This is a genomic window from Nocardioides sp. ChNu-99, assembly GCF_029493445.1.
Taxonomy (GTDB): Bacteria; Actinomycetota; Actinomycetes; order Propionibacteriales; family Nocardioidaceae; genus Nocardioides.
Genome location: NZ_JAHWBL010000049.1, coordinates 1 through 26,207 on the forward strand (window position 1 = coordinate 1; position 26,207 = coordinate 26,207).

14 protein-coding genes are annotated in these 26,207 nt (G+C 66.2%); 4 read left to right on the top strand and 10 right to left on the bottom strand.

The window, feature by feature from the left end; all coding sequences use genetic code 11:
- On the top strand, positions 1 to 504 hold a 504-nt coding region (locus KK617_RS14445), incomplete at its 5' end, for a tyrosine-type recombinase/integrase (RefSeq protein WP_277500785.1).
- 46 nt (positions 505 to 550) lie between these two features.
- On the opposite strand, the gene KK617_RS14450 is transcribed toward KK617_RS14445, so the two are convergent.
- Positions 551 to 1,810 (bottom strand): hypothetical protein, encoded by a 1,260-nt coding sequence (locus KK617_RS14450; protein WP_277500786.1) that lies wholly within the window; start codon positions 1,808 to 1,810, stop codon positions 551 to 553.
- Between the two features lie 228 nt (positions 1,811 to 2,038).
- Between KK617_RS14450 and KK617_RS14455 the strand changes: the two genes are divergently transcribed.
- Both KK617_RS14455 and KK617_RS14460 read left to right on the top strand, forming a co-directional pair.
- Positions 2,039 to 5,386 (top strand): helicase-related protein, encoded by a 3,348-nt coding sequence (locus KK617_RS14455; RefSeq protein WP_277500787.1) that lies wholly within the window; start codon positions 2,039 to 2,041, stop codon positions 5,384 to 5,386.
- Positions 5,383 to 7,395: a hypothetical protein gene (locus KK617_RS14460; protein ID WP_277500788.1), complete on the top strand. Its 2,013-nt coding sequence runs from the start codon at positions 5,383 to 5,385 to the stop codon at positions 7,393 to 7,395. The genes KK617_RS14455 and KK617_RS14460 overlap by 4 nt, the downstream gene beginning before the upstream one ends.
- A 7-nt stretch (positions 7,396 to 7,402) precedes the next feature.
- Here the strand turns inward: KK617_RS14460 and KK617_RS14465 are convergent, their stop codons facing one another.
- The 9 genes from KK617_RS14465 to KK617_RS14505 form a co-directional block, all read right to left on the bottom strand.
- Entirely contained in the window at positions 7,403 to 8,572 is a 1,170-nt protein-coding gene (locus KK617_RS14465; protein WP_277500789.1) for a hypothetical protein, read from the bottom strand.
- On the bottom strand, positions 8,550 to 11,141 hold the full coding sequence (locus KK617_RS14470; protein ID WP_277500790.1) for an AAA family ATPase: 2,592 nt from the start codon (positions 11,139 to 11,141) through the stop codon (positions 8,550 to 8,552). The genes KK617_RS14465 and KK617_RS14470 overlap by 23 nt, the downstream gene beginning before the upstream one ends.
- A gap of 48 nt (positions 11,142 to 11,189) precedes the next feature.
- A complete protein-coding gene (locus KK617_RS14475) occupies positions 11,190 to 11,744 on the bottom strand; it encodes a hypothetical protein (RefSeq protein ID WP_277500791.1) in 555 nt (184 codons plus the stop codon).
- A 4-nt stretch (positions 11,745 to 11,748) separates the two neighbouring features.
- Complete coding sequence (locus KK617_RS14480; RefSeq protein ID WP_277500792.1) at positions 11,749 to 12,522, bottom strand: hypothetical protein; 774 nt, start codon at positions 12,520 to 12,522, stop codon at positions 11,749 to 11,751.
- The gene (locus KK617_RS14485; RefSeq protein ID WP_277500793.1) at positions 12,519 to 13,274 is read right to left on the bottom strand and encodes a hypothetical protein; all 756 of its coding nucleotides are present in this window, start codon (positions 13,272 to 13,274) and stop codon (positions 12,519 to 12,521) included. Before KK617_RS14485 ends, KK617_RS14480 begins: the two co-directional genes overlap by 4 nt.
- A gap of 109 nt (positions 13,275 to 13,383) precedes the next feature.
- Positions 13,384 to 14,085, bottom strand: a complete 702-nt coding sequence (locus tag KK617_RS14490; protein ID WP_277500794.1) for a hypothetical protein — start codon at positions 14,083 to 14,085, stop codon at positions 13,384 to 13,386.
- Entirely contained in the window at positions 14,069 to 17,926 is a 3,858-nt protein-coding gene (locus KK617_RS14495; RefSeq protein ID WP_277500795.1) for a DNA methyltransferase, read from the bottom strand. The genes KK617_RS14490 and KK617_RS14495 overlap by 17 nt, the downstream gene beginning before the upstream one ends.
- On the bottom strand, positions 17,926 to 20,730 hold the full coding sequence (locus KK617_RS14500) for a helicase-related protein (protein ID WP_277500796.1): 2,805 nt from the start codon (positions 20,728 to 20,730) through the stop codon (positions 17,926 to 17,928). Before KK617_RS14500 ends, KK617_RS14495 begins: the two co-directional genes overlap by 1 nt.
- 1 nt (position 20,731) lies before the next feature.
- Positions 20,732 to 25,900, bottom strand: a complete 5,169-nt coding sequence (locus KK617_RS14505) for a DEAD/DEAH box helicase (RefSeq protein ID WP_277500797.1) — start codon at positions 25,898 to 25,900, stop codon at positions 20,732 to 20,734.
- Between the two features lie 94 nt (positions 25,901 to 25,994).
- Between KK617_RS14505 and KK617_RS14510 the strand changes: the two genes are divergently transcribed.
- A partial coding sequence (locus KK617_RS14510) for a transposase (protein ID WP_277500798.1) occupies positions 25,995 to 26,207 on the top strand: 213 nt, incomplete at its 3' end.

Sequence of the window (26,207 nt, forward strand, 5' to 3'; positions counted from 1 at the left end):
ATCGCGCTGCGGCCTCGCCACATCGACTTCCTGCGCCGCACGATCAGCGTGGAGGAGACGATCGTGGAGACCTCGAAGGCCCACTCCCCCACCGGCGAGCGCTTCATCGTCAAGCCCTACCCGAAGAACAACGAGCCGCGCACCTTTGGCGTGCGCCAGGCCTGGCTCGACGCCATCGCCGAGCACGTGCGCGTCAAGGAAATCGGTCGCGACGGCCTGCTGTTCGCCACCAAGGTCGGGACGCCGATCTCCCGCAACAGCTTTCGAACCCACGTCTGGCTGCCCGCTGTGAAGGCCAGCGGTGTCGACTTCCCCGTCCGCGTGCACGACCTCCGCCACGCCCACGCGTCCTGGCTGCTGGCCGGTGGCTCGGACCTCAAGTCGGTGATGGACCGGATGGGCCACCACCAGATCCAGACGACGCAGAAGTACCTGCACGCCCTCCCCGACGCCGATCAGAAGAACCTCGACGCCCTCGACCGCATAGCGAGCCGGCGAAACTAGCCCCCACCGAGCAAGCGCCGACGAAACGCCTGATCGTCACCGCCGGTCACCCCTCGTCGATGTGCTCAGCTCCGGACTCCTCATCCCCACGCCGGAAGGTGCGCTCGGAGATCCGGGCGGAGACCCTTCCGGTAGCCGTCTTGGCCTTGCCGAAAGTCTCGCTGCCGACGCGTTTGGCGACATCGACGCGATCCGCCCCCTTCTCCAGCGCCTTCTCCGTCACCTCGGAGGCAGCGGACCTCCAGCGCCGTGCCTCCAGCGCCTCTCGGTCCCGCTCGATGCCGAGCAGCCCGTGGAAGTCGAGGATGGACCCGGAGACCTGGTTGCTGGACTCGACGAGTGCCGGCGCCTTGGCCGGATGGAGCAGCACCTTGCTGTTGGCCGTTCCTGCAGCGGTGTCCATCCGGCCGATCAAGCGCTGCGTGCTGCGAGAGATGAGTTCCAGCTGATGGTGCCGCGCTGCCCTCAGTCCGAGCCGGTGGCGGTCAAGTTCCTCGGGAGAGGCGTCGAGCACGCGGTCAAGCTCCAGCACCGCCACCGCGTCGTGCAGTTGAACGCAGCGGGCCAGAACGGCAAGCCACTTCTGGACCTCGGATTGGGCGTCCTTGGTCGCCTTGGCCAGGTCGCCTACCTTGCTCTTGCGCTCCAGCTTCTCCGCGAGGTCGTTCAATTGACGTAGTGCGTAGGCCTGGGTCTCAAAGATCGTCGACGAGGTGGCCTGCACCTTCGACCAGGTGACTTCGGAAACCCGACCGACGGAGTCACGGACGGTCATCGCCTCCCGGGCTGCCAGATCGACCGCGTCCATGCGTGCCAGCACCTGGTTGGTTTGAGACCGGAGGACGTCGTCGAGCTTCTCGTCGATCCTGGCGAGGTAGTCAGTGATCTCGTCCATCGTTTGCTGCATTGCAAGCTGCGCCATGATCCCCGCGGCGCCAGCGAGAAGAGCGGGATTGCTGAGCGCGCCACCAGGGCCCTTGGCGAACTCGACGAACCCCTTGATCTGCCCCTTGTTGCCCTTCACCACCCCAGTGCTGAGGCCCGACTTGGAGCTCTCGCGCAGCCCGTGCTTCTTGACGAGCTTGGACGACTCTTTGGTGAGCTTCACCCATCGTCCTGAGTTGGCCGCGATCTCGGAGCTGGCCTGGGCGACGGCGCCGCCGGCGCTCAATACCGAACCGAGTCGAGGCAGACCCAGGTCTTTCGAGTCCAGCCCCTCGGATGCGAGGAAGCGCTCAACGGCCGTGGACTCCCCGATGATCGCGAGACCGTAGCCGTCACTGATCAGCTGAATCTCGTTGTCCATTCGTCCGCTCCTCGTGACTGGGCGTTCGCGATCGAGGTGTTGCAGAGCAGAGCCTACGGACAGCGTCCGACCGATGACGGCGGTTCTGCTGGGCCGCTGCGAAGTCCGCTGAAACGGTCAACAGCAGGGTCGCTCCCCACTATGGTCGGCGAGGTGACCGCGCCACCCCGCCTCTTCCGAGCTTCGTCTGCACAAAACTTGCCCGACCGAGCCGCGGCCGAGTAGCCGATGGCGGCTCCTGACTCAGAGACGATCCGAGCGACGCACGGTTATCACCCAGTCACCACCGATCTGGAGGACGTGCTTCGCGCCGACGCCTTTGGCCAGCTGTTGATCTTCGGCCCCGGCGTAAACGACGTCGTGGATCTGGTCGGCGAGACGCGGGTGGTCACCGCACCGCCAGTCCAGTTGCCGCAAGGGGTCTACTGGTTCTCCGGCGTCGCTCCGTCAGTCGTCCTCGCCGTCACTGGCGGGACCTCGCCTGGCGCCAGCGTGGCGACATCTCCCGACTCGGTCGCGGGCGGGTCACCGCTCGACAATGCGCTCGGCTGGGTCGACGCGGTCTGGGACGAAGCCCTCGTGGTCGCGAAGCCACGTTTCGCCGTCGGCGAGGACGTCCTCGTGGACGGTTCTGGGCAGGACGGAGTGGTGCGTCCCGGGAGGCGCTACGTCAGCGGCAGCTGGCTCTACAACGTCTTCGCTGGCGGGCAGACCGTACGGCGCAGTGAGAACTCGCTCTCCGCACGCCCGACCATCGACGACGCGTCAACCTGGGTGGCTGGCCGGCCAGATCCTCCGAAGCGGTTCGCCGCCACACTCACCCGGGCAAAGCTGGAGGGCCACTTCACCGACACCATGTTCTCGTTCCGTGCGACGAGGACGTTGTTCCGGCCGTACCAGTTCAAGCCGGTGCAGAAGCTACTGGACACTGGCACACTCCGGCTGCTGATCGCCGACGAGGTTGGTCTCGGCAAGACGATCGAGGCCGGCCTGGTCTGGACCGAGATGGAAGCGCGCCGCCAGGCCGACCGTGTCCTCGTGGCCTGCCCGAGCTCACTAGTGCAGAAATGGAAGCGGGAAATGGAGGACCGCTTCGGATTCCTCCTCGTCGAGCTCGACAACGCCGGCCTCGCCGACCTGCTCGAGAGGCTGGAGACCGATCGTCTCCCTCGCCGCGTCGCATACATCAGCAGCATCGAGCGGCTCCGGGTCTGGGACGGCGTCGAGCGCGCGACCGAGCTCGGGCTCCAGTTCGACCTCTCGATAATCGACGAGGCACACGCGTTCCGAAACTCCGACACCAAGAGCTTCGAGCTTGGCGAGCAGATCCAGGACTGGTCCGACGCACTCGTCATGCTGTCGGCGACACCGGTCAATCTGCGCAATCGCGACCTCTTCAACCTGTTGTCCTTGCTTGTCCCCGGCGAGTTCGAGGACCTCGAGTCTCTTGAGCGCCGCATTGCACCGAACGCCGTCCTCAACAAGCTGACGAAATCACTCACCGATCCCAAGGCCACCAATGCCCAGCGTCGGTCGTGGCTGACCGAGCTGGAGAACGACGTCTTCGGCTCCATCCTGACGATGCGCCCGGACTTCCAGGTCCTGCGCCAGACTCTTGCCGGAGACAGCCTCGACACCGCGGGGGCGGTGACGGTCAAGCGTCTCTGCGCCGAGCTTCACGGCCTGTCCGCGCAGATCACCCGCACCCGGAAGATCGACGTCCAGGAGGAGAAGCCCCTCCGGGAACCGCACCGCATCGACGTGGACTTCGACCCAGCGGAGGCAAAGTTCTACGAGGCGTACTTCCAGTGGTGCGTCGACCGTGCCGCGCTCAGCGGCACCCCGCTCAACTTCTCCATGCAGATGCCGCTTCGTCTGGCTGGAAGTTGCCTGCCGGAGGCAGCCCGTTACGTCCTCGAATGGGGCAAACGAGATGACATCGAGTCCGAGGAAACGTCCGAGGTCCCGGCGACCAAGAAGTCGGACCTCGCTCCCGGACCTGTGCTGGTCAAGGCAGCACGTGCACTGACGGTCGACACGAAGTACGACCAGCTCGCCACGGCCGTTGCCGACCTCATCGAGCAGAAGAAGCAGACGATCCTCTTCACGTTCTCCCGGCGCACCCTTCGCTACCTGGAGCACCGGCTCGGGCCGAGGTTCCGGGTCGGTGTACTCCACGGCGGCGTGCCCAAGCACCGTCGCGAGCGCATCATGAGCGACTTCCGCCGTGGCGCGTTCGATCTCCTTCTGGCGAGCAAGGTGGCGAGCGAAGGTCTGGACTTCGAGTTCTGTTCGGCCGTCATCAACTACGACCTTCCCTGGAATCCGATGGAGGTCGAGCAACGGATCGGCCGCATCGACCGAATCGGCCAGGTCGAGAAGAAGATCGGCGTCCTCAACTTCCACACCCCTGGGACGATCGAGTCGGACATCATCGAGAGGGTCATGGACCGCATCGCGGTGTTCGAGCACTCGATCGGCGAACTGGAGCCGATCCTGGAGTCGGAATGGCGGAACGTTGAGAAGCTGCTGTTCGACTTCTCTCTGACTCCCGAGCAGCGGCGCCTCCGCACCGAGCAGGCGATCCAGGCGATCGAGATGCAGGCGAAGGACCGCGAGTTCATCGAATCGGCCGCCCCCATGTTGGTGAGCAGCGACGGAGCCGAGATCGACGGGCTGGAACGTGACCTGCTCGCGACCGGCAGGTATGTCGGCCAGGACGAGCTGGCGCTCCTCGTGGAGGACTGGGCGGAGACGTACGGCGGCACGGCACGCCACGAAGGATCGGTCCTCCGGCTACGGGGCAACGAGGAGCTGGCCGACCACGTGCAGGCGCTGGTCAGGACCGGTGAGCGGAGCGCGATCGAGGTCCAGGATCTCGGTGCACAGCTCCGCTCCGAGCAGGACATCGTGGTGTCGCTCGACCAAGAGTTCTCCCGCACCTCCGACGTGCCGCTGCTGGCGGCAACGCATCCGCTGACCCGCGCCGCCGTCCGCACGCCCGGCCATCGTCACGGGCGATTCACCCTGCTGCGGATGACATCCGAATCTGCGGGCGTCCCGCAGGGCACCTACCTCGCGCTCCTGGCGGTGGTGCACTGGGACGGCGTCCGACCGATCCACGAGGTGTGGTCCTCCAGTATCAACCTGGCCCATCTGTCGGACGCTGGTGCTGCACTGGGCTCGGCCATCATGAAGGAGCTGGCCACAGCGTCGTACAAGGCGGGCCCCCTTCGGGACCACGCTCACCTCATCGAGGCTGTCGACCTGGCAACGATGAACCTGGAGGCACGGGTGGCGACACGGCGAGTGGAGCTGCTTCAAGAGAACGACGCCTTCATCGCGACGCGCCGGGCCTCCTTCACCGACGTCCACGAGCGGCGGATGCGGGCGATCCGGAGCAGGCTGCAAACCCACATCGAGCGCGGACAGGCGAAGATGATTCCCCTCGCCGAGGGAAAGCTCCGCAAGGAGCAAGCGCGGTACGACGCCCAGCTCGCCAGCCTCGAGTCCGCTGCCGCCCCCTCCCTCACCACCGATGACCTCGCCGCCTGCGTCGTCGACGTCATCGGATGACGACGCACCCGGACCTGCCGTACGAGCAGGCCAAGAACAAGGAGTACCTGGCGAAGCTGGAGAAGAAGCTCCAGCACAACCCCCTCGTCGATGTCGCGCGCAACGTGATGTGGATTGACGCGGTCGATCACCAGATCAAGGCCAACGGCTTCCACCATCCGCTCCTGGGACGAGTCGGCTCCGACACTGACGACGAGGAGCTGCGGGACTTCTACATCGGATCGCGCTTCCTCCCGGACTTCGGCGTGCCTGTCTACAGCTGGGCGGCCCCGATCGCGCGCCTCTTCTTCCAGCCGGGGTCCGACGGCTCCGAGGACGTGGTGGTGCGGCGGACCTTCACGCACGCATTGACCGAGGTCAGCGATCTCGATGACGAGTGGGCACGCGAGGGAGCGGAATCCCCCTTCACCGCAAGCGAGTTGAGCGTCCCCGCCCCTGCGCCAGCGAGGACCACCCGCCGCCGCATCACCCCTACGCCACCGGTCTCAACCGACAAGGCAACGACAGCGGAGCAGCCAGCCGACGCCGAGGCCGCGACCTCCGACGCACCGACCATTCCCGATACCGCGACCGTCACCACACGGCACGCCGTCGACATCCGCGACGGCATGCGTGCGCAGGAAGCCGTACTGAAACGGCTCGCTGCTCCCCGCGAGGACAAGCTGCAGTCCGTCCTCGCGCTGATGCAGCCGGACCAGCACGCGCTGGTCTCATGGCCGGTCGATCAAAGCGTCGTGGTGCAGGGACACCCGGGCACCGGGAAGACCGTCGTGGCTGCCTACAGGGCGGCCTATCTCGTCAACCCCGCGCTCTACGACGAGGGCGGCGCACTGGAGAAGCGCGCAAACAAGCCACTGCGCGTGTTGGTCGTCGGACCCACCGCTGGCTACGTCGCGCACGTCGAAGGACTCGTCAAGCCGCTCGCCGCTTCTGACCAGGTTCGCGTCACCCACCTCCCCGACCTCATGGCTGAGACCACTGGCCTGAAAGGGCCTTGGCCCGGTGCGATCGGGGGTGAGCACGACGACGTCGACGCCCAGGCCCGCAGCTTCGCCGAGCGCGCCGCCCGGATCTACGAGAGCGGCCACCGGTGGCGCGAAGGCAACGGCGCTCGACGAGAGAACATCAAGGCCGTCTACGAACTTATCCGGAGCAACGGCACCGCAGACCGGCCGCTGGTGGACGACGTGGACCAGATCACCTGGATGAGCAAGTTGCCGCCGTTCGATCAGGCGTTCAAGCGGCGATACCTCCCGCTGATGGCGCAATGCCGCCTCGCCTACACCCCGATTCCCGACGCCATGCGATACGACCACATCATCGTCGACGAGGCACAAGACGTCTCCCCCATCGAGTGGAACGTCCTGGACCAGCACCTCCGGCGCGACGGCCAATGGACTCTCGTCGGCGACATGAACCAGCGCCGATCGGACGTCACCTACGGGTCGTGGCGCGAGATCGCAGACCACCTCGCGCTGACAGCCGACGAGGACTTCCGCCCACAAGTGATGACACGCGGCTACCGATCGACCGGCGCCATCTTGAGATTCGCCGACCGACTGCTCCCCGCCAAACAGCGGGGAAACCAGACCGTCCAGGACGCGGGCGAGCCTGTGATCATCCGGCACGCCACCCGCTCCAGCATGCTGTGGATCCTCGCACTGCAGGCAGCCAAGGACCTCGCCACGAAGCACGCGGCTGGCTCGACAGCCATCATCACCGTCAATCCCGGCGAGATGATCGGCGAACTCGGGCGCCGCGGCTGGCGCCGAAAAGGGAGCGGCTTCCACGTCTGGCAACAGGGCGACCTCACCGTGCGCCTGTTCGCCCCCGAAGATGCCCGCGGCCTCGAATTCGACGCTGTCGTCGTGGTCGAGCCAGGCGACTTCCCCGAGAACCTAGGACGCACGGGCCAGCTCTACACCAGCCTCACTCGCGCCAACCGCGAGCTCGCTGTCGTGTGGCACCGCAGCATGCCCGACGCACTGCGTCGTGCTGCCCGGGGTTGAGCAACGCTCAAGCAACCAGCCGGGCCGCGAGTTCGACAACCTGCTCGAGCAACTGGTCTGGCGACTGATCGAGATCGAGCGTGTGGCAGCTGATGGCGACGCCAGCACCGCGCACGGTGTGGGCCACCGCAGCCTCATTGCCCTTGGCGTACACGAGGTGGCCCTCGGACAACCCGAGCACTGTGCAGTACGCCAGGAGCTGGTACAGGTCTGCTTGCGGGAATCCCGCGGGCTTCTCGGCCTTGTACTTCGCGTCGACCACGACCCTGCGCCCGTCGAATCCGGTCCACACGAAGTCCGGCCGCATCTCGACCTGGTCGGCCTCGTCGAGGTGCATGCGATGCTGCAACGTCGCTGCGCCTCCGTACGCCGTCATCGCCTCCCGCAGCGCGACGCTGACAAAGTCTTCGTAGATCTTCCACATGTCGAAGACGAAGCCGCTGACCTCGAGATCACCGACCCGCTGCTCGAAGGAGTCGCCGGCAAGGATCAACTCCGCCAGGTGAAGCGGCGCCTGGTAGCGGGTGTTCAACCGCGTGGCCTGCCACCTCGGCAAGGTGTCTCCGCGAGCCAGCTCGCTCACGCCTGCCAACTGCAGGCGCAGACGCTGCAACTGCTGCCGGAGGGGCGTCGACAGGTTGACCATGCGGAGCAGGCGGATCGTCGCGGCCAAGAGGATCTGGTTCTCTGCGATGTCGACGGTGAAGTCGTCGTAGGTCACCTCGAGCGGCAAGCCCACTCCGTACCTGCGCGCGATCTGGTCCCGCACGCGGATGCGACCTCGCAGAACCGGCAAGCTGTCGTCGACGGTCTTGTAACCCTGGAGAAGCCCTTGCTCGACGGCCTTGCTGGCCAAGCGTGTGAAGGCATGGGCAAGCGCCTCAGGGAGATCCGACTCGACGTCGAGGAGCACGCTGTGGTTGCGCCAGAACCTCGGCTTCGTCGCGTAGCCCATCAGGAACACCAGTCGGTCAATTCTGATCTTGGGTCGGATGTTGACCTGTAACTGCCCGACCCGGACGACGCCGATCTTCGTGCCCGCTGCGACCAACCAGTCCTCCGAGCCCGGCGCACGAGTCACGATGGCCAACTCAGCGGAGTCCAGCGCCTCGGCATGAGCGTTGGACAACCGAACGACCTTCGCCGGCTCCCCCTCAACCAGAGTCAGTGGACTCATCGGACGCCTCTGTCAGAGTGACCGCCGGCTTGTCGACCGCAGCCACGACCGCGTCGAGGCCATACCGCGCCACGACCTGCTGGCCCGTGAGCTCGCCGAAGTGATGCTCCTCGAGGAGCGGCAGAATCGACGTGCGCCACGTCCTTTCGAGACCTCCAGGGCCGTGGACGGCTGGGCGCATGAAGTACGACGGCCCGATCTTGAAGTCGGCGTCCTCGATCCTGCGGTTGAGCTCATCAAGCAGATCCGCGACCCGAACTGGCAGACCCTGCTCAGCAAGCCAGGAGCGCAAGATCCCGTTGGTCGGCTCCTCAGAGGGGTGAAGGGGCAAGAACGCGAACCGCCGACGCATGGCGGCATCGACCAAGGCGATCGACCGGTCGGCGGTGTTCATGGTGCCAATGATGAACACGTTCTCCGGGAGGTTGAACTCCTCGTCGGCGTAGAGCAGCTCGACGTTCTCCTTGCGGTACTCGAGCAGGAAGTACAGCTCGCCGAACACCTTGGCCAGGTTGCCGCGGTTGATCTCGTCGATGATGAGCACGTAGGGGTCGCGCGGGTTCGCGAGGGCTTGGTCGACGACCTTGCGCATCGGACCCGGCTTGAGCTCGAAGCCTCCGGACGACGTCGGTCGATAGCCCTCGAAGAAGTCCTCGTAGGAGTACGCCGGATGGAACTGCACCAGGCGGACGTTCTCCCCCGCGACATGGCGGGCGATCGCCTGCGCGAGGAAGGTCTTGCCGGTGCCGGGAGGCCCATAGAAGATCAGTTGAGGGCGGTCGTTGAGCAGGTCAATGCTCTCCTGAAGCCACGCCTGCGAGACGTGCAGCTCCGCCGCCAGGCCGGCAGTAGCAGGTTGGAGCACGACCTTCTCGTAGACCGGCGGCGGCGCCTGTTCCGTCTCGGTCTCCAGCAGACCCTCGAGGGTCTCCAACTGCTGGGTGAGGTCGACGACGTCACGCTGCACCTTGAGCTTCGTGGCCAGCTCCGCCGGCAGGTCGGCGTAGTCGATCCCCTCGTCGCTCACCCAGGCGACGTCCCGAACCAGGTTCGAGTCGCCTTCAGGTGAGGGTTCGTAGCGGGCGTCGCCGACGAGGTTGCCGACGTAGAGCCGGCCCTGGTCGACGGTCGCGATCAGATGCCCCTGCTCCATGCGAGTCAGGAAGGCGTGGAACTCGTCGAGCTTCTCGCTCTTCACGTGGTACGACGCATGCGCGTAGTCCTCGTCGACGATGGGCTTGAGCTCGTCGCGGGTGATCCCCGGCGCGACCTGCCGGAGATTGGATGCCGCCAGCGAGATCCACCCCTCCTCCCGCCAGGTCGGCACGAGGTCCTTGCCGTTGACACTGCTGCCGCGAATCAGCCAGCCGCGGCGCGTGACCTGCGGCAGCAGCCCCGCGGCGTCGAGTTGTTCCCGCAGGTCCTCCTTGCTCACCCTCTTCGCTGGGTCGGCGACACCGCGCAGGTCGAACTCGATCCCCTCGGCTTCGAGAGCCGACCGCGGCGTCACCCCTTCGGGCAACAGGTCGCGTTCTCCATAGCCATACTTCTCGTAGGTCGTGCCGTCATGCTTGATGACCCGGTAGCCGGTCGGATGCTCGATGAGGTTCAGGTACTCCCCGACCTGCGACGCGGTCAGGCCTGCGACGGACGCGACGTCTGAGTAGGTCGACCACCTGCCCTCGCCGATCAGATCGAGGGCGGCCGAGACGATCGCGTAACCCGGCGTGCGGAATCGGCTGCGCTTCGCGAGCGCCTCAGGAGTCACCGGCGAGCCCGAGAGGGTCCGCTCCGGATCCCATTGGTCGACGATGGGCGCGGTGTAGAAGCTCGCCCCTGCGCGACGCCTACTGAGCTCCGAACGGATCTGGAAGAGCTCATCGTCCTCATCGATCGCCGACCCGTCGAGAAGATCGGCGAAAGCTTTGCGGATCGCCAGCCGATGGGGCGTGCTCACCACCGAGAGGAAGTAGTCCGGGAAGAGCAGCCACGACAACGCCTTGCGTTGTGCCGGCTCCTTGGGCTCCAGAACCGACTCGAGCAGTGCCTTCCAGCGCCGCGGCTCGGACAACACTTCCTTCCGCTCCTCGCCGTCGAGAGCAGTGACGGCGACGGCGATGCGCACCAGCAGCGCGAGTTGGAACGGTCGGCGCGTCTTGAAGGCGACTCCGCCGTTGAAGGCCTTCGCGCCGAGAGCGCTCTCGACGACCGGTGGCAGCGGCACCGGCACTGTCATCTTTCCGAGGATGCCGCCGATGAGCGACCGCTTCGTCTCTGGGGCGTAGTCAGCCAACGGCGCGAGGCTCGCATACCAGAGCTCGGCGAAGAGTTGCAGCGCCCCGTCCGAGGCGCCGGCGAGTTGATCTGCCAGCTTGTCGGCAAACGACCGCCCACCGATGTCGGGCCGGTCGACGAAAGCGGCCACCAGCTCGTCTGCGTTGGCCTTCGTCCAGATCGCCTTGCCGGGGGTGAAGACGGAGTCGCGATCGCGCATCGCCCGCAGGTACTCCCGGCCGACCGCGCGCAACTCCTCGGGCGCTGGATCGACTCCAGCGGCAACGTCACTCATCACATCTCCTTCGTCCCCAGGAGTCTTGCAGGCTCGGCCGACCCATCATCAAGACTCCGACTCGAAGTAGGCCAGGCGGTCGGCGGCTGCAGACACCAGGTCGGCGCCAAGCTCGTACTCTCCGGCGAGCTCGATGGTGAGTCGCTCCATGCTCAGGTCGAGGCGTCCGGCAGCGTTCAGCGCGAGGAACGTGGCCCCGGCGTGTCCACCCAGCACGAGCTCACGTAGCGCGCTCTCCGGATCCGATGCACGCGCGACGGCTAGGTAGTCCGTCGCGGCGATCTTGGTTTCGGCCGTGACCCGCGCAGCAAGCTGGTACGCCGCCTCGGCCAATCCGCTGCGAGACGCCTCGAGGCGTTGGGTCGGGCGATGCGCGCCGTTGTAGGTATAGCGGCCATTGCCATGGAACGTCAGCAGCCCGGAGTCGCGATGGCGTTGCAGGATCTGTCGAATCGTCGCCTGGACGGTGGTGTTGTCTGGATACATCGCCTGCAGGCGTGCCTCGGCGCGACGGTAGAAGTCGGTCAGCGTGAACTCCTGGCCAGGGCGATAGAGACGCGCCAACTCGTCCGCGACCGCCTGCTTCCACGTCGTCCCGACCATGCGCTCACTCCTCGTCGAACGGTGAGGTGTACGGCGTCCCCGACGCGATCGCCTCTGCCATCCCGTCGTAGGTCTCGAGGATCAGCCGCTTCGTGCGGTACTCCCCATGCGAGATGCTGTCGGCACTCCGAAGGATCGAGAACGTGTCCATCACGTATGCGACTTCCTCGCGTCCCAGGCCGTAGAGGTGGAAGCAGGCAGCATCGAGCTCCGTGCGCGCCCGACCCCGGCCGGGTCGGTCAGTCGCATCCATCGTCCGATCACTCAACCAAGCCGCCCAGTCCATGTGGCGGGTCCACAGCACGGGTTCCCTCAGGACGGCAAGGGTCGGCAATGGAAGTTGCTCGATCAAGAAGAAGCTCGCATTCGTCCCACCGATTTTTTGACGCGCGACAAAGTCGAAGACGAACGACGAGACGATCGCTTGTAGAGCGCGTCCAGCATCGGGGTCCACCGTCGGAAGCATCAGAAAGACGCTGTCACCAAAGGCCGCCCGAGGAACGACAGTGGGGATGAAGGTACGAATATCAGTGGACCGCGCAATGCGCCGCCAGCCGAGCAACCATTCTCGATCCCACCGACCATCTAGACGGTCCTTCACCACAGACTCGCGCACCCAGTAGCGAGGCAGCACAACGAAGTTGGGGTTCTGCTTCTCCTCGAGGGTGACGTTCCGGATCGAGCCGTCAGGTTCGTATGTTGCCCACCGATGGTCGTAGTGATGGATCATCTTCGCTTCGTAGAGCGGAAGCATCCGCTCGAGCGATGGAGTGGTCATGTGGCGAGCACCCTCTCGATTGCGCCAACGACGGACTCTAGGTCTGCGAGGTCCGCCTTTACTTCGTCCACCGTCAAGGTCGCACGAGACCGTCCACGCCTATCTCCTTCGTGCGCGATCTTGTTCCGTCGGCGCGTCACGCGGTCAAGCAGAGCCTCAGTGTCGCCGCGCGCCACCTTCCGCTCACCATCGAGCTTTCGCGTCCAGGTTCCCACCCCGACAAGCGCGAGCAGCTTGCCGACCTGATTGGGTGCCGTGCTTGCCTCCTCACGAATGTGCTTGGCGAGGATCCGCTCGTTCAGTCCCCAACGGCGCCGCTCGTAGTGCTGCTCGATGTAAAGCCAATCGCCGACCGTCATCGGGAGCTGAGCAAGTCTCGGGCCAGCTGCTTGTTCCGATGTGGTCATGGACCGAGCTTTCGCAAGCACGGCGTCAGCCAGATACGTCTCGGTGGCCGCGCAGGCTGCCACCAGCGCCTGCCGGAGCAGGGGACGCTGGTCCTGCAGTCCGTCGCGGCTGAGACGGGACCTTGGCGTCAGCACGATGAAAGCCTCGGCGCTCTCAATGCAGTCGAGTTCGCTGTGATCCCTCGCTGGCAGCTTCAGCGCCTCACCAATTCGTTCACGCAGTTCGCGGCGCATCCTCCGCTTTCGCAGGTTGGTCAAGGACTCGGCCAACAGAACGAGGTAGTGCGCGTCTCGCATGTTGTCATCGAAGGCCTCACGAGCGGTCGCCTTCTTTACACCTGCCATGAGGGTCCCCTCCGGCCGTAGGCATCGAGGATGAGTTGCTTGGTGCGGTACTCGCCGTGGGCGGCGACATCCTTCTTCTTCACGACTGTGCTACACGGTCTGCGCGCGATCACTGGCTCCTCCAGTAGTCCAAGCGCCCGCGTGCGTCATCGACCAGGGAGCTCGCGAGTGGCAGATCAGCAGACCACTCGAGGACCGCCTGTTCCATCGACAGATCGAGTCGATCTCGGTCGACCAGTTCGCGGGTGGTCCGGCTCATGGCACCGCCGGAGACTAGGCGCTCGACGACGTCGAGCGAGAACTCCGCCGTCACAACCGCGTGATAATCGTCGGGGTCAATCCCGATGGTCACCAAGCGCCGCTCCATCTCGGTGACTCGCTGCTTGATCGCGTTGTCGACGAGCGTGCGCAGCTGCCGCGGTGGAGCAGGCGTTGTCGCGTCGCCGGCGACGCGATTGACGGGAACTGCCCGACTCGGCGCCGAGGTGGACATCGCCGTCAGCGCCTGAAGAAGGGTATCCACGTAAGCCGTCGTCTCGGGTGAGAGCGGCACATTCCTGGTGAGGCCACGCACCGCCGACGCGATCTGCGTAGCCATGGCCGGCCCGTTTGGCAGTCGTCCCTCCAAGATGGCGCGAACGGTGTTGCGGTTGTTGGAAACGAAGTTGGACGAGTCGACGCCCAGTTCGGCGGCGATGCGCGGGTCCGGCCAGCCTCGATCCATGAGGCGGTACACCTGCCCGAGCCGCTTCTGGTTGGCGCGAAGCAGCGGCTCGAGCTCAGATCGAACGGAGTCACTGGGAGGCTGCATCGCTCAACCTGTCGTAGGCGTCGAGGATCAGATGCTTGGTGCGGTACTCGCCCTGGACAGCGAGTTCCTTCTTCCTGACGATAGGAAACGTGTCGAGGATGTGTTCGACGTCCTCGCGAGAGACGCCATAGATATTGAACATCACGGCGTCGAGGCCCGCGCGAAGGCGGGCGCTCTCATCGGGAGCGAGACGCTGAGAGTTCAAGCGGTCGACGGCATCCTCTACCCAGTGCGCGTGCTGCCGGTAGCGCTGGGGCGTAGGCATCGGCAGTTGCTGCAGATAGTTGTACGTCAGGTTGGTCCCGCCGAGCTTTTGCCGCATCACGTAGTCGGTCGCTACCGAGGTCAACACCGCTTGGATGGCGCGCGAGTTCCTGCTGAACACTATTGGCATGCTGTGCCCGACCGGGGTTACGGGAATGAGCGTGCCGATGATCGTGCGAGCATCGGTGGCCCGAGCGATGTTGCGGAAGCCGAAGAAGCCCGTCCCTGTGAAGTCCTTCGGAAGCGCCTTTGCGAGTTCCCTCTCGTGGACCCAGTAGCGGGGCATGACGTGGAAGTCGGGGTCGCGCTTCTCGTCTGGGGTGACGTCGCGAGTGGAGCCGTCGGTTTCGTACGTGGCCCAGCGGGTGTCGTAGTGGTGAATCATCTTGGCCTCGTAGAGCGGCAACATGCGCTCAACGGTCACCCCCCCCCCGCTCGAAATTTCGCGCTCGAAGACGTTGCCGTTCAGGGTCCAGCCGTCGTCCTCGAGCTCCTCGCGGGTGTGGAACAGGTGCGAGTCGCTGGTCATGTTGAAAAGGCCCTGCATGAACTTGATGCCCCACGGATTGCCGTTCACCGGGTCGTTCTCGTTGATGAGCACCGGGACCCGCTTGTAGATGCCGATCGTGATCTCGGCGTCGCGTCGAGAGCGGAAGACCGGGCAGGTGCCAGTGTTGGGGTTGAGGAGCTTGATCTCTTCAGGTGTCAGGGCGAAGCGGACGTCGGCCTTCTTCAGGTCGACCGGATCGTGGGCGAAGAACGCGAAATCGGCGGCGGGCACCCGGTCGTCGCGTCCGGCGAGAGTCAGCAGGCAGAACTTGAACGACCGGTGCACACCCTCGAACAGCGGCTTGGCATTCTCGAAGTCGTAGAGGCTGGCCAGCGCACCTGTCTCAACGAGATCACGGAAGAAGTACTGCGTGGTCGCGTCAGTTGCGATCCCGGTCGGCACGATCAGGCCGAACCGTCCGTGGCCTGTGATGAGGTGACGACCCAGCTCGGCAAAGACCGGGTCGGTCTTGATACGGCCGCGGCCACACAGCGGAAAGCGGCCGGAGTCCGCTGCGAAATGGCGCAGCGCATCGATGCTTCGCTTAGCAGAGTTGTAGGCACGACCGAGCGCCGGGTTGGTGTCTGGAAGGTTGGCAATGAGCCGTTTCCGCTTCGCGCCGGCGGCGTTGGCGATCTCTGGGGCACGTGCGTCGAAGAACTCCTGCTCCTTCAGTTCGATGTGCTCCCAAGGCGGGTTGCCGAGCACGGCGCTGAAGCCGCCGTACCACCCCGTGACCGGGTTGATCGTGCCTCCGCCGGCCGGTTGCTCGGTCGGGAAGAGGTGCGGAAACTCCAGGTGCCAGTGGAAGAAGCGATACTCCGCGGCGAGGTGCTCCACCTCTCGCCGTACGTCGTCGTCGACGCTCCCCTCGCGGATCGCGTCGAGCGAGGCGTTGGTGGGACAGGTGACTGCGCCGTTGGTCTTGGGCCACACGAAGGCGGCGCACCACGCGTCGGCGTGGAGCTTCGCGGAGCGGTAGGCGTCGGACTCGACATACTGCCGCAGGCGCTGTTGTTGCACGTGGACGTCGGAGAGCGAGAGACCTGCGCCGGTCAGCTTGGCCGCCGCTTCGATCAGGTCTGCGTTGCTGACGCGGACCTCGTCGGTGCCGAAGAGGGTGCCTTGGCCGCCTGCTTCGTCCTTGTTGCGTTTCGCGAGCGTCGAGGCGACCTTCTTCTCATCGCCTTCGATCGGCTTGAAGGCCTCCTGCGGTAGACCTGATTCGAGGAGTGCGGGGGTGGAGCCCACGAGGGTGTTGCCGACCTTGACGTGGGCGTCGAGGAACGCGAGAGGGCGGCCCGACTCCATCGCTTCGAGCCAGAGCGAGACCTTCGCGAGCTCAGCCGCGAGGGGATTGATGTCGACGCCGTAGATGCAGGTGCCGATGACCTCCCGCAAAGCCGAGCGGACCTGCTCCGGCGGCGGCTCGGGGTCGCCGGTTCGCGCTGCGGCGACGGCCTTTGCGATGCGCCGCGCGGCACCGACTAGGAAGTGCCCGGACCCGCAGGCAGGGTCGCAGACGGTGAGCGCGAGGAGGCGCTCGACCGCCTCGGCTGCTGAAGCAGCACCCTTGACCGCGGAATGGATGACCGGGTCGAGTGCGCTGTCGAGAAGAGTCTCGATCAGCGAGGTGGGCGTGTAGTAGGAACCGGTGGTCTTGCGGCTGTTGCCGGCCGCGTTGCCGAGGTGGAAGCGGCGGTTGGCGGCGTCCCATTGCGGGACGTACTCCAGGAGCGCCTCGTAGATCGAGCCCAGTTCCTCTGAGTCCAGGGCGCGGTAGTCGACGACGCGGGTCAGGCCGCTGCCCTTCTCCCGGACCAGGCTCAGCGAGCGCACCGCCTTCAGCAACGCCTCGTTCGACAGCTCGGCATCACTGAGGAAATCCAGGGGCCCGTCTTCGTAGAGCCCGCCGATCCCCACCAGGCCGAGCTCCGGTCGACCGCCGGGGTCGCCCAGGCTCCGCCAGACGAGTGCCAACGCCTTCCACCGATCGCCATGTCGTCCTCCGCGACGCTTGCGGGCGACGCGGCGAAGCCGCGCTGTGGAGAAGTATTCGATGTAGCGTTCGCGGGCCGAAGGCTCGGCCGACGGATCCAGGAGCACTCCGCGGTCTTCGGCGACGAAGGTGAACAGCAAGCGGTAGACGACCCGTAGGAGGGCGTGGTTGAAGTCGGCCAGGGTGATCTCGTCTGCCTCGACCTTCTCCCGCAATCCCATGTTGGACGGGTGGCTGAGGAAGCCGGTGCCGAGCGTCTCGATCGCGTCGACCACGCCGACCCGCAGCTGGTCCAATGCCCGCGATCCGGCTTCGACTACCGATGCGCGCCACGCCTCCAGCCAACACGAGTCCGGCCCGATGGACTCCTCACGCACGGCCAATCGTGTGGCGTGTGCCAGCGTGAACATGACAAGAAAGTCACTGAACAGCTCGCCGTCGAAGATGGCCTCGAGGTCGAACTCTACGTAGGCGCTACCGACCAGGCTGGTCGAATCGCGCAGCAGGCGCAGCGTCGAGCCGTTCGACAGGATCGCCCACAGATGATCGTCGGAGCGGTTGAGCAGCTCCTGGACCATCGACTGCGGCGCCTGACCCGCCGCGCCCGCGACGCCGGCGGTACGTCGGTCGAGGTCGATCCGCTCACCTAGGAGGTGGACCGGCACAGAACCCCACCCGTGGGAGATGGGGAACTGCTTGCCGTCCACCTCGAGCCCGCGTCCGGCAGGCAACCGGCCGTAGCCGAACTGATCGAGCAGGATCAGAAGCCAACGCTCACGGGTCAGCGTGGTGGCCCGGTCAGACTCAGGCAGCTCGGCCAACGCCGTCCGGTAGCCGGACCAGACCGTCCGCAGGTAGGCCCACACCCGGTTCGCTGCCTCACGCACCGTCTCGCCGTGCGCCAACCCGTAGTCGGCACCCGACAGACCCTCGAGACCTGTCGCCTTCGGGTCCGACAGCCGACCCAGCAGTGACGACGGCAGCAGCCCGCCCTCGATCCGCACACCCATGTAGGCGTTGTCGGCCATCAGGCACCTACTTCGGGGAGAAGGACGTAGACGCCGAGAATGTCGGTGGGCCGCTCGACCTTGACGTGGAGTCCGCGCTTGATCTCACCACTGGCCTGGCGTACGCGGCGGTGGGAGGCCGCGATCTGCTCGGCCAACTGGTCCCCGACGTCGTCGAGATGGCTGTCCAGCTCAGCGATCGAAGTGAGGGTGCGCGCCACGAACGCTTCGGCCTGCGGCGCGGCGATGTTGCCGGTGGCCCGCACTGCGGTGAGCGCCTCCACCGCGTCGTCCGTGAGCCAGCGCGCGGTCGCGGGGGCGCCCTCGAAGGCGAGGAGCTTGGCGTCCTCAGCGACCACTGTCCGTTCGCCGGCGCGACTGGGAAGCGTGAGATGGAACCGGAAGCGGACAAGCAGGAGCGTGGTCCTCGTCGTGACGTGGTTGGTGCGGACTGCGGCGCAGCGGCGCGCCGGCCGCAGCTGCTCGGGTAGGCCCGGATCCAAGGCGGCCTCGAGGACGAAGTTGGCGACTGCAGCCACCGCTGGCTCGGTGCGATGCAGGACTGCTTCTCCCCTGCCGACGGGGAAGTCGTCGCGGAACAGCGCTGGATCGGGCATCCCTAGCGGAAGGGCGTCGAGCAGGCCCGTTGGCAACGTGCCGGTTGTGGCGGTGATGCCGCCGTCGATCGCGCGGATGGTCGAGCCGAACGAGGTCAGTGCAGCCTCAAGGAAGGTGCGCACGCTCTCCGGGGTGCCGATTCCCGCCCTGATCTCCGTCATCTCAGCCGCGACCTCTTCGGGGTGGATGGCGTTCTGGGCGTACTTGGTCATCGACTGCTTCTCACGCTCGGCCGCGCTCTCCCACTCGCGGCTGAGCGCCTGCACCTGGGCGTCGAGCCCGAGATCGAGCGTCTCCTGGTAGGAGTCGTGTCCGCGCAGGAGGAGGCCCTCCATGAGGGCCTCCACGACAGCCTGGTTGTTGTCCGGGACAGGCACGCTCACACCCGTCGCCTTGCGGATGGCTGCGTGCTTGCGAAGGAGTACGTCGAGCACGAGGCCGTCGATCTGGTTGTCGCTGCCGAAGAGGGTAACCGCGCGGACGATGTCGGATCGCTGTCCGAAGCGATCGACCCGCCCCTCACGCTGCTCGTGGCGGGTGGGGTTCCAGGCCAGGTCGTAGTGGAGGACGGCCTGAAACTGGTCTTGCAAGTTCACGCCTTCGGAGAGGCAGTCGGTCGCGACGAGAACACGGTTGCCGTCGACCTCTCCGAGTTCGTTGATCCGGGCACTACGTTCCTCTGGCGGCAGCATGCCGGTGATGGTGGCGACGGTGGTGTTGCGCTTGAGCTCGCGGGCGAGGTGCTCGCCGACGTACTCCGCGGTGTCGATGAAGCGGCAGAAGACGATCGGCTGGAAGCCGTCGGCGAGGAGCTGCTTGACGGTCTTGGTGAGGACCGCCAGTTTCGCATCGGCCTTGCCTTCCAGCTTCTCGGCGCGCGCCCGGAACTCCCGGAGCAGTCGCTGTTCGCGGCTGCTGGTTTCGGTGTCGTCGGCGCCAGGTGTGGCATCGGCGGCCTCCGTCGCCTCGTCGTCTGCCTGGTCGAGCACGACCGCTCGCCCGATGGCGTCCGCCTCGGCGGCCGACTCGACGCGCGCGGCGCGGGTGCTCAATGTCTGGACCGCGGCGCGAGGGCTGGACGCCAGGGCTCGCAGGAGGGCGAGCGCCGACCAGTAGGAGACCCGCTGCTGGACGGCGGTGCCGTCGGTCCGGATGGAGCCGCGTGCGTAGGCGAGGACGTCGTCGAAGAGTGCCTTGTAGTCCGCGCTCAGTGCATACGGCACTTCCTTGGTCTCCCGGTCCTTGGGGAAGGGCGTGTTCTCGTCGAGGTAGCGACGGATGTCGGCGCGGCGACGCTGGACGAAGTGCCGGGCCAGCAACGCCCGCCCCGCTGGCTGCTCCAGATCGACCGTTGCCAGATCGGAATGGAGCAGGCCGATCAGGTTGCGGAATGCCTCGTCCTTCCCGCTGTGGGGAGTCGCGGACACGAGGATCAAGTGGCGATCGGCGCGGTCAGCAAGCGCCCGAACCAGCTCGTAGCGTTGCGTGCGCGCTTTACCTCCGGGGCCGCCATCGGCGACCGCAGTGTGCACCTCGTCGACGATGATCAGCTCGGGCGCGGTGCGCAGGAACTCGTGACGCCGACGGTCCGCCTTGATGAAGTCGGTCGAGACCACGGTCACGGGATATCGCTCGAAGATCGTCTCCGTCCCCACGAGGCCGCGCTGCAGGCGCTTGACGGTGCTGGGCAGGACCAGTTCGGCCTCCAGCCCGAACTTCTCCCGCAACTCACGCTGCCACTGCTCAGCCAGTGCCGGGCTGCACAGCACACTCATCGCACGCGCGTCGCCGATGGCGAGCAGCTCGGCCGCGATGAGCCCTGCCTCGACGGTTTTGCCGATGCCGACGTCGTCGGCGATCAGTAGACGGACCGTCTCCTGTCGCAGCGCCATGAGCAGGGGCACGAGCTGATAGGAGCGTGGCTCGACGGCCAAGCCCGCAAGGCTGCGAAACGGTCCCGTGCTCGACGTGAATCCGATCTGGAGGGCAGCGCGCAACAGGGCGGCGCTGGCCTGGTCTCCCAGGTCGGATGCGTCAGGCGGCGGAAAGGACGCGGGGGCAACGTCCTCGATGGCCGGGAGCACTGCCGCGATGTCGTCGTCGGAGCCGCCGAGGGGCCGAAGGACGAGCAGGTCCTCCGCACTCTCCGGAAGCACCACCCACTCGCGACCGCGTGCCGAAACCAGACTGCCGGGCTGAAACGCCACCTCAGATCCTTCCTACACCGAACACGTCAGGACGCTTGGCAACCGCTGTCGGCCACTCGTCAGGGCTGCCCACCCGGACCACGCTCCATCCTCTGTCCATCAACGCATCCTCAGCTGACGGGCCGCGGTCATCTGCTGTCTCGGCTTCGGCGCCGTCGTCGACGAACACCGCGGTCGGGCTAGGCCCCCGGAACACATAGTCGGGTCGTGCGGACCCGATGACCTCGGTGTTCCGCTCCGGTACGGCGAATCCATGCTCGTTTAGGAACGCCTCGAACGGGCTGGCATCGAGAGCCGGTGCGGCTGGGCCGGTCGTCGAGGTGCGCAACGAGCTGGTGTCCACCGCTACATCGGCTCCGGCGAGTGTCATGAGAAGGTCTCGGACCGCGTGACGGTCGATGAGCTCGTGCTCAAGCTGGTTGCCGTACGAGAGTAGGCAGTCATAGCAGGCCTTGGTGCACTCCTCGGTGGCGCCGGGGGCGTGCTTCTGGTCTTCTCCAGTCATGGGATCGAAGTGCGCGACCTCGAGGGCCTGGCGCGCGGCCCGTGCAAGCGCATCTGGCTCGGCCAGGAGACGCCGAAGCACACCAGCGCCTCCCTCCGCGGACTCGGTGAGCAGCATCCGACCGCGCTCGAGATTGTCAGGGAGAAGCTCTCCGGAGAGCTCGGAATCCTCGAGCTGAAAGGCTGCTTCGATGCCCCGCTCGAGGGCGATCCGCAACGTCACCGCAACCTCCTCCGACACGCGGTCTGCGAGCCGGAGGACCATGATGTTGCGGGTGTCCTCGACGTACGGGATCACCTTCTGCTTGCTCTTGACCTGGGCCGCATCTGGGAGGTCTTCGTCGCCGGCAACCGACATTGCCTTCTCGCTGAGCCATTGCCCGCTGACGGTGTCGAGCCAGTAGCCGCGGTCGGTGGGGTCCTTTCGGCGTCGCAAACCGAGGTTCGTGACTCGGATGGTGGCGGTGTCGCCGTAGCTCAGCGCGCCCAGGAGGTCGGTGCCTTCGCGAATCTCGGCGTCGACGCGGGCGACGTGCTGACCGTGGCTCGCGAACCGGTAGGAGGTCTCCAGCTCATATCCTGCGCGCCGCCGCTCCTCCTCGTCGCTGGAGATCCGCTCACGTCGGCGGGTGAAGACGGTGCGCATCTGCATGAGTCCCTGCGAGATGCCGATCAGCTCGGAGCCGCAGTTCTCGCAGACGTCGAGGCCGGGCTGTCGTCGGTGGTGATAGCCGCAGGACTCGCAACGCCTGGCCTCCTCGACGTCGACGCTGCCGACGCCCTGGCCTTGCACCATGGGGATCTGGACGCGCGTCACCTCGTATCGCGCACCCTCGTGGTAGATCAGGGCGCGTGGCCCGAACTCGCTGATCGCCAGGAAGCGCGGGCGCTGGAGGTAGTCGCCACCGTCACGATTGAGCGTGCTCTGGCGGACAGCCGGGATGTACGCCGCGAGCGGGAGCCGCGGGAAGGAGTATCCGGGCAGGAAGCCTTCCGAGGCGAGGTAACGGTAGGTGTAGAAGTCGGAATGGGACTGGCCGTCATCTTCATTCTTGAGCAGACGGAGTTGGTTCTCTGCCTCGCGCCGGCGGGACTCTGCCGCCTTCCGTTCGAAGGGCGTCAGGTTGGCCATGAGGACGAGCCGGTTCTGCTCCGCCTGGTCGGCGAGGGCGGCTCGATAGAGACTGCGCCAGCGCTCGCACGCAACGTTGAACTCCGTGAACGCCTCCTTGACGACGTGCGCCGCCCAGTCGTGACTCCACCACGATGCGGTCTCGAGCTCGTCGCGTAGCTGCTCGATCACTCCTTCGGCGATCTCCGTGGCGCGCCGTACGGGCTCGGGATCGTCGAGCAGCTTGGCCTTCTCGGTCTTGATGACGAGGGTCGGCTGGTCACCATCCGCGTCCAGGAGCTGAGGCATGCGCGAACCGAGATCGACGTGGGTCTCGGCAAGCCAGATCGCGTGGAGGTGAGAGCGGAGCAGCGCCTGGTTCGTCAGGTCCAGTCGCGGCGCCACCACAGAGCCGGACACCATCGCGTCGGAGCGACGGAAGTAGTACTGGTCGTGGGAGTTGCCGGTGGCGCAGTAGGTGACGACCAGCGCCGGCTGGCCGGATCGTCCGGCTCGTCCACTCCGCTGCGCGTAGTTGGCGGGCGTGGGCGGCACATTGCGCAGGCCGACGGCGTTGAGGCTTGCGATGTCGACACCGAGCTCCATCGTCGGAGAGCAGAACATCAGCGGCAGGGTGCCTTCCCGGAACTCACTCTCCCGCGACTCGCGGTCCTGGGCGGTGACCTGTGCCGTGTGCTCGGTGGCGCGCAGGCCGGTGAGATCGTCGGAGACCTGGCTGTAGAGGTCACGGAAGAAGACGTTGACCCGACCTCCCTGGTCAGCGTCGACCGTCATGCGCAGCGGGTCAGCGGAAGCATGCTGACCGTCGCCGGCCGTCCAGCGCAGCGCACTCGACTTGAGCCGGTAGCCCGGACCTCCCTGGTCGAGCGGAACCACGACGTCGAGGAGGCCAACCTCGGCGAGCAGCCGAAGGATGTCGGAGATGATCCGCTGGGCGTCGTCGGTGTTGAGCTTGTCGGGGCGGTCGGGAAAGCGGCCCGGCTTTCGCAGGTAGCTGCCAAGCGCTGAGCGCCCGGAGAGGAAGAGCTTGTCGATGCTGCGCTCCCTTCCGCTGCCCGAACGAGCGAAGGCCGTGCCGACGATCGGCAGGAGCTCGCGGGCAGAAATGGTCCACAGCCCACGGAGGTGCTGCCGGGACTGGCGCTTGAGACGCTCGAAGCCTTCTTCGGACAGACAAGTCACGTCGATCGCCAGAGACCGACGGAGCTCGTCGAGGACAATCTGGCAGAGCTCTTGGCGCAGGCCGGGACGTGCCTCCTTCAGAGGTTGGTAGGCGGATGTCCACACCGACTCCTCGGCACAGATCTCCCCAAGGTCCTTGTACTCCAGCTTGAGCAGTCCGGTCTGCTCCAGGTTGGGAAGGGTGATGCGTCGACCGGGTTGGATGTCGGAGTAGAGCCGGAACTCGACCAGGTCGCGGAACGCGGCCTCGGCCTCTCGGCGTGCGGCGAACTTCGCGCCGGGGCTGGCGGCGTACTCCTCGAAAGGGGTCCCGAGGGTGGCGACCACGCTCTCGGCAAGATTGAGGTGGTCGACTTCCTTGTTGTCCGTCGCGGCCCGGTAGAGGGCGCCGCGCATCTGGACGATCTGGATGAAGTCGTTGAAGTGCCCGGCCTGGAGGCTCGCATCCTGGCGGTTGTCGACGAACGTCAGCAGCTTCCGCGCGTCGACGCTCAGGTCGCTCACCTTGCGCAAGGAACGGACCACGCTCTGGCTGATGATGCTGACCGCAGAGCTCCGCCCTTCGCGATCGAGTGTGGCGAGGCGCGTGTAGTCGTTGCCTCGCGTGGACTCGTAGCTGACCCGGCAATTGAGACAGAAGAGGAACGGCGAGGGCACGAAGGCAGCGAGCGTGCCTGCGCCATCGGGCTGCCGGCGTCCGATGGTGTCGAGCCGGATCCGCTCCGGAAGGTACTTGCGGCGGTTGGCGACGACCTCGGTTCCGTCGACCCAAGAATCAGGGAGCCGGTCCTCGGTGATCGGCTGGACCGGCCACGGGTTGTCGGTCGAGATGAAGAGGTAGCCGTCGTACTGCTCCCCGCCGCTGGCGTCCCTGTTGCGACGCGGACGGAAGGTGAGATCACCTCCGTGGTCGACCTTCCCGACTGTGAGGTACTCCTGGCCGCACTCGCGGCAGAACGCCAGCGGGTAGAGCAGCTTGTCCGGCTGCCCGGGTGCAGCGACCTGGTAGTTGGACGTGACGACCCGGGTCGCCTCGTCCTCGAGGGTCACGTAGACCGAGTCGCCCTTGGAGAGGAACTGGTGGAGGCGGAACGCGAACAGGGGGCGCTTGGTGTCGGGGTTGACGGCGCGCGACCCTGCCAGAAGCGTGGCGCGGATCTGGTCCTCGCAGACGTCGGTGGGGACGCCGGTCAGCTCCGACAGCATCGGCGCCGCGTCCTCACGCACCTTGCGCGGCCGCTGGCGAACCAGTTGACCGGTGTCGGGGTCATCCTTGAGTCCGAAGGTGTTCTCGATCCAGCCGGCCAACGGCCAGGAGCGGAGATCTGCATACCCGGTCGGGACCGGTGACCGGAGGCAGCCGGCCAGCGACGCGGGGTCCTCAGAGGTCGCCGAGGTCGCTCGCGTCAGCGACTCCCCGATGACCCGGTCCGGCGTGACCTGGGTGCCGAAGATCCGCGACGCCACCTCGGCAACCTTCGCCTTCTGGTCGGCGATCGAGCCCCCCGTCGCCATCGTCGCGGATGTGCCGACGCATTGAAGTTGCGGGGCCTTGCATGCTTCACGGACACGCCGCACGAGCATGGCGACGTCGGCACCTTGACGGCCCCGGTAGGTGTGCAGCTCGTCGAGGACCAGGAACTCGAGGCCCTTCGCGGCAGCGACGAGTCGCTTCCGCTCCTCGGGGCGGGTCAGGATGAGCTCGAGCATCACGTAATTGGTCAGCAGGATGTCGGGCGGGTCCTTGAGGATCCGCCCGCGCTCTTCGCCCTTCTCCTGCCCGGTGTAGCGCGCGAAGGTCACCGGCTCGTTGCCGGCGCCGTAGCCGAACCGGAGGAACTTCTCGAGCTCGAGCTGCTGGGAGTTGGCCAGGGCGTTCATCGGGTACACGACGATCGCCTTCACTCCGGAGCGTCGCTCGGAGCGGAGCACACGGTCGACGATCGGCACGATGTAGGCCAACGACTTGCCCGATCCTGTGCCCGTCGTCAGGACATAGCTCTGCCCGGACCGAGCGGTCGCGATCGCGTCGCGCTGGTGCCGGTGGAAGGTGAGCTCGTGGGCACCGGCGTCGCTCACGTCGGCCTTGACCCGGAAGATCCGCTGGCACTCCGAGTGCAGCAGACCCTGCTGGACCAGATCGCTGACCGTGCCACCCAACTCGAACGCCGGGTTCAACGACAGCCACGGGTTGGGCCACTGCTCTCCGCGCTCGAGCTGGTCGGCGACGTACTCCTTGATACGGGCGTCGTCGATGTCGACGAACGCTGTCGTGAAGGAGCGGTAGTCGTCGATCAGCTGATCACGGACGTCGAACACATCCAGACCACTGCTGCTTTGCGCCGGCGTCACGTCAAACAACTGTAGTGACGGCGACCGACGAATATGCCGGTTTGTCGCGTGCCGGGTCTGATGGAGGCTCTCATTCCACGGAAGGATGAGAGTCATGGCGGCACCGAGGAAGTACCCAGAGGAGCTTCGGGAGCGGGCTATCCGGATGGCGGTCGATCTGCGGCGTGACCCGGCCGCGAGGTCGGGTGCTCTGCGTCGGGTCGGTGAGCAGTTGGGGATCAACCCCGAGACGCTGCGCAACTGGGTTCAGCAGGCCGAGATCGACGAGGGGCACCGCCCCGGCGTGACCACTGCCGAGGCGCAGCGG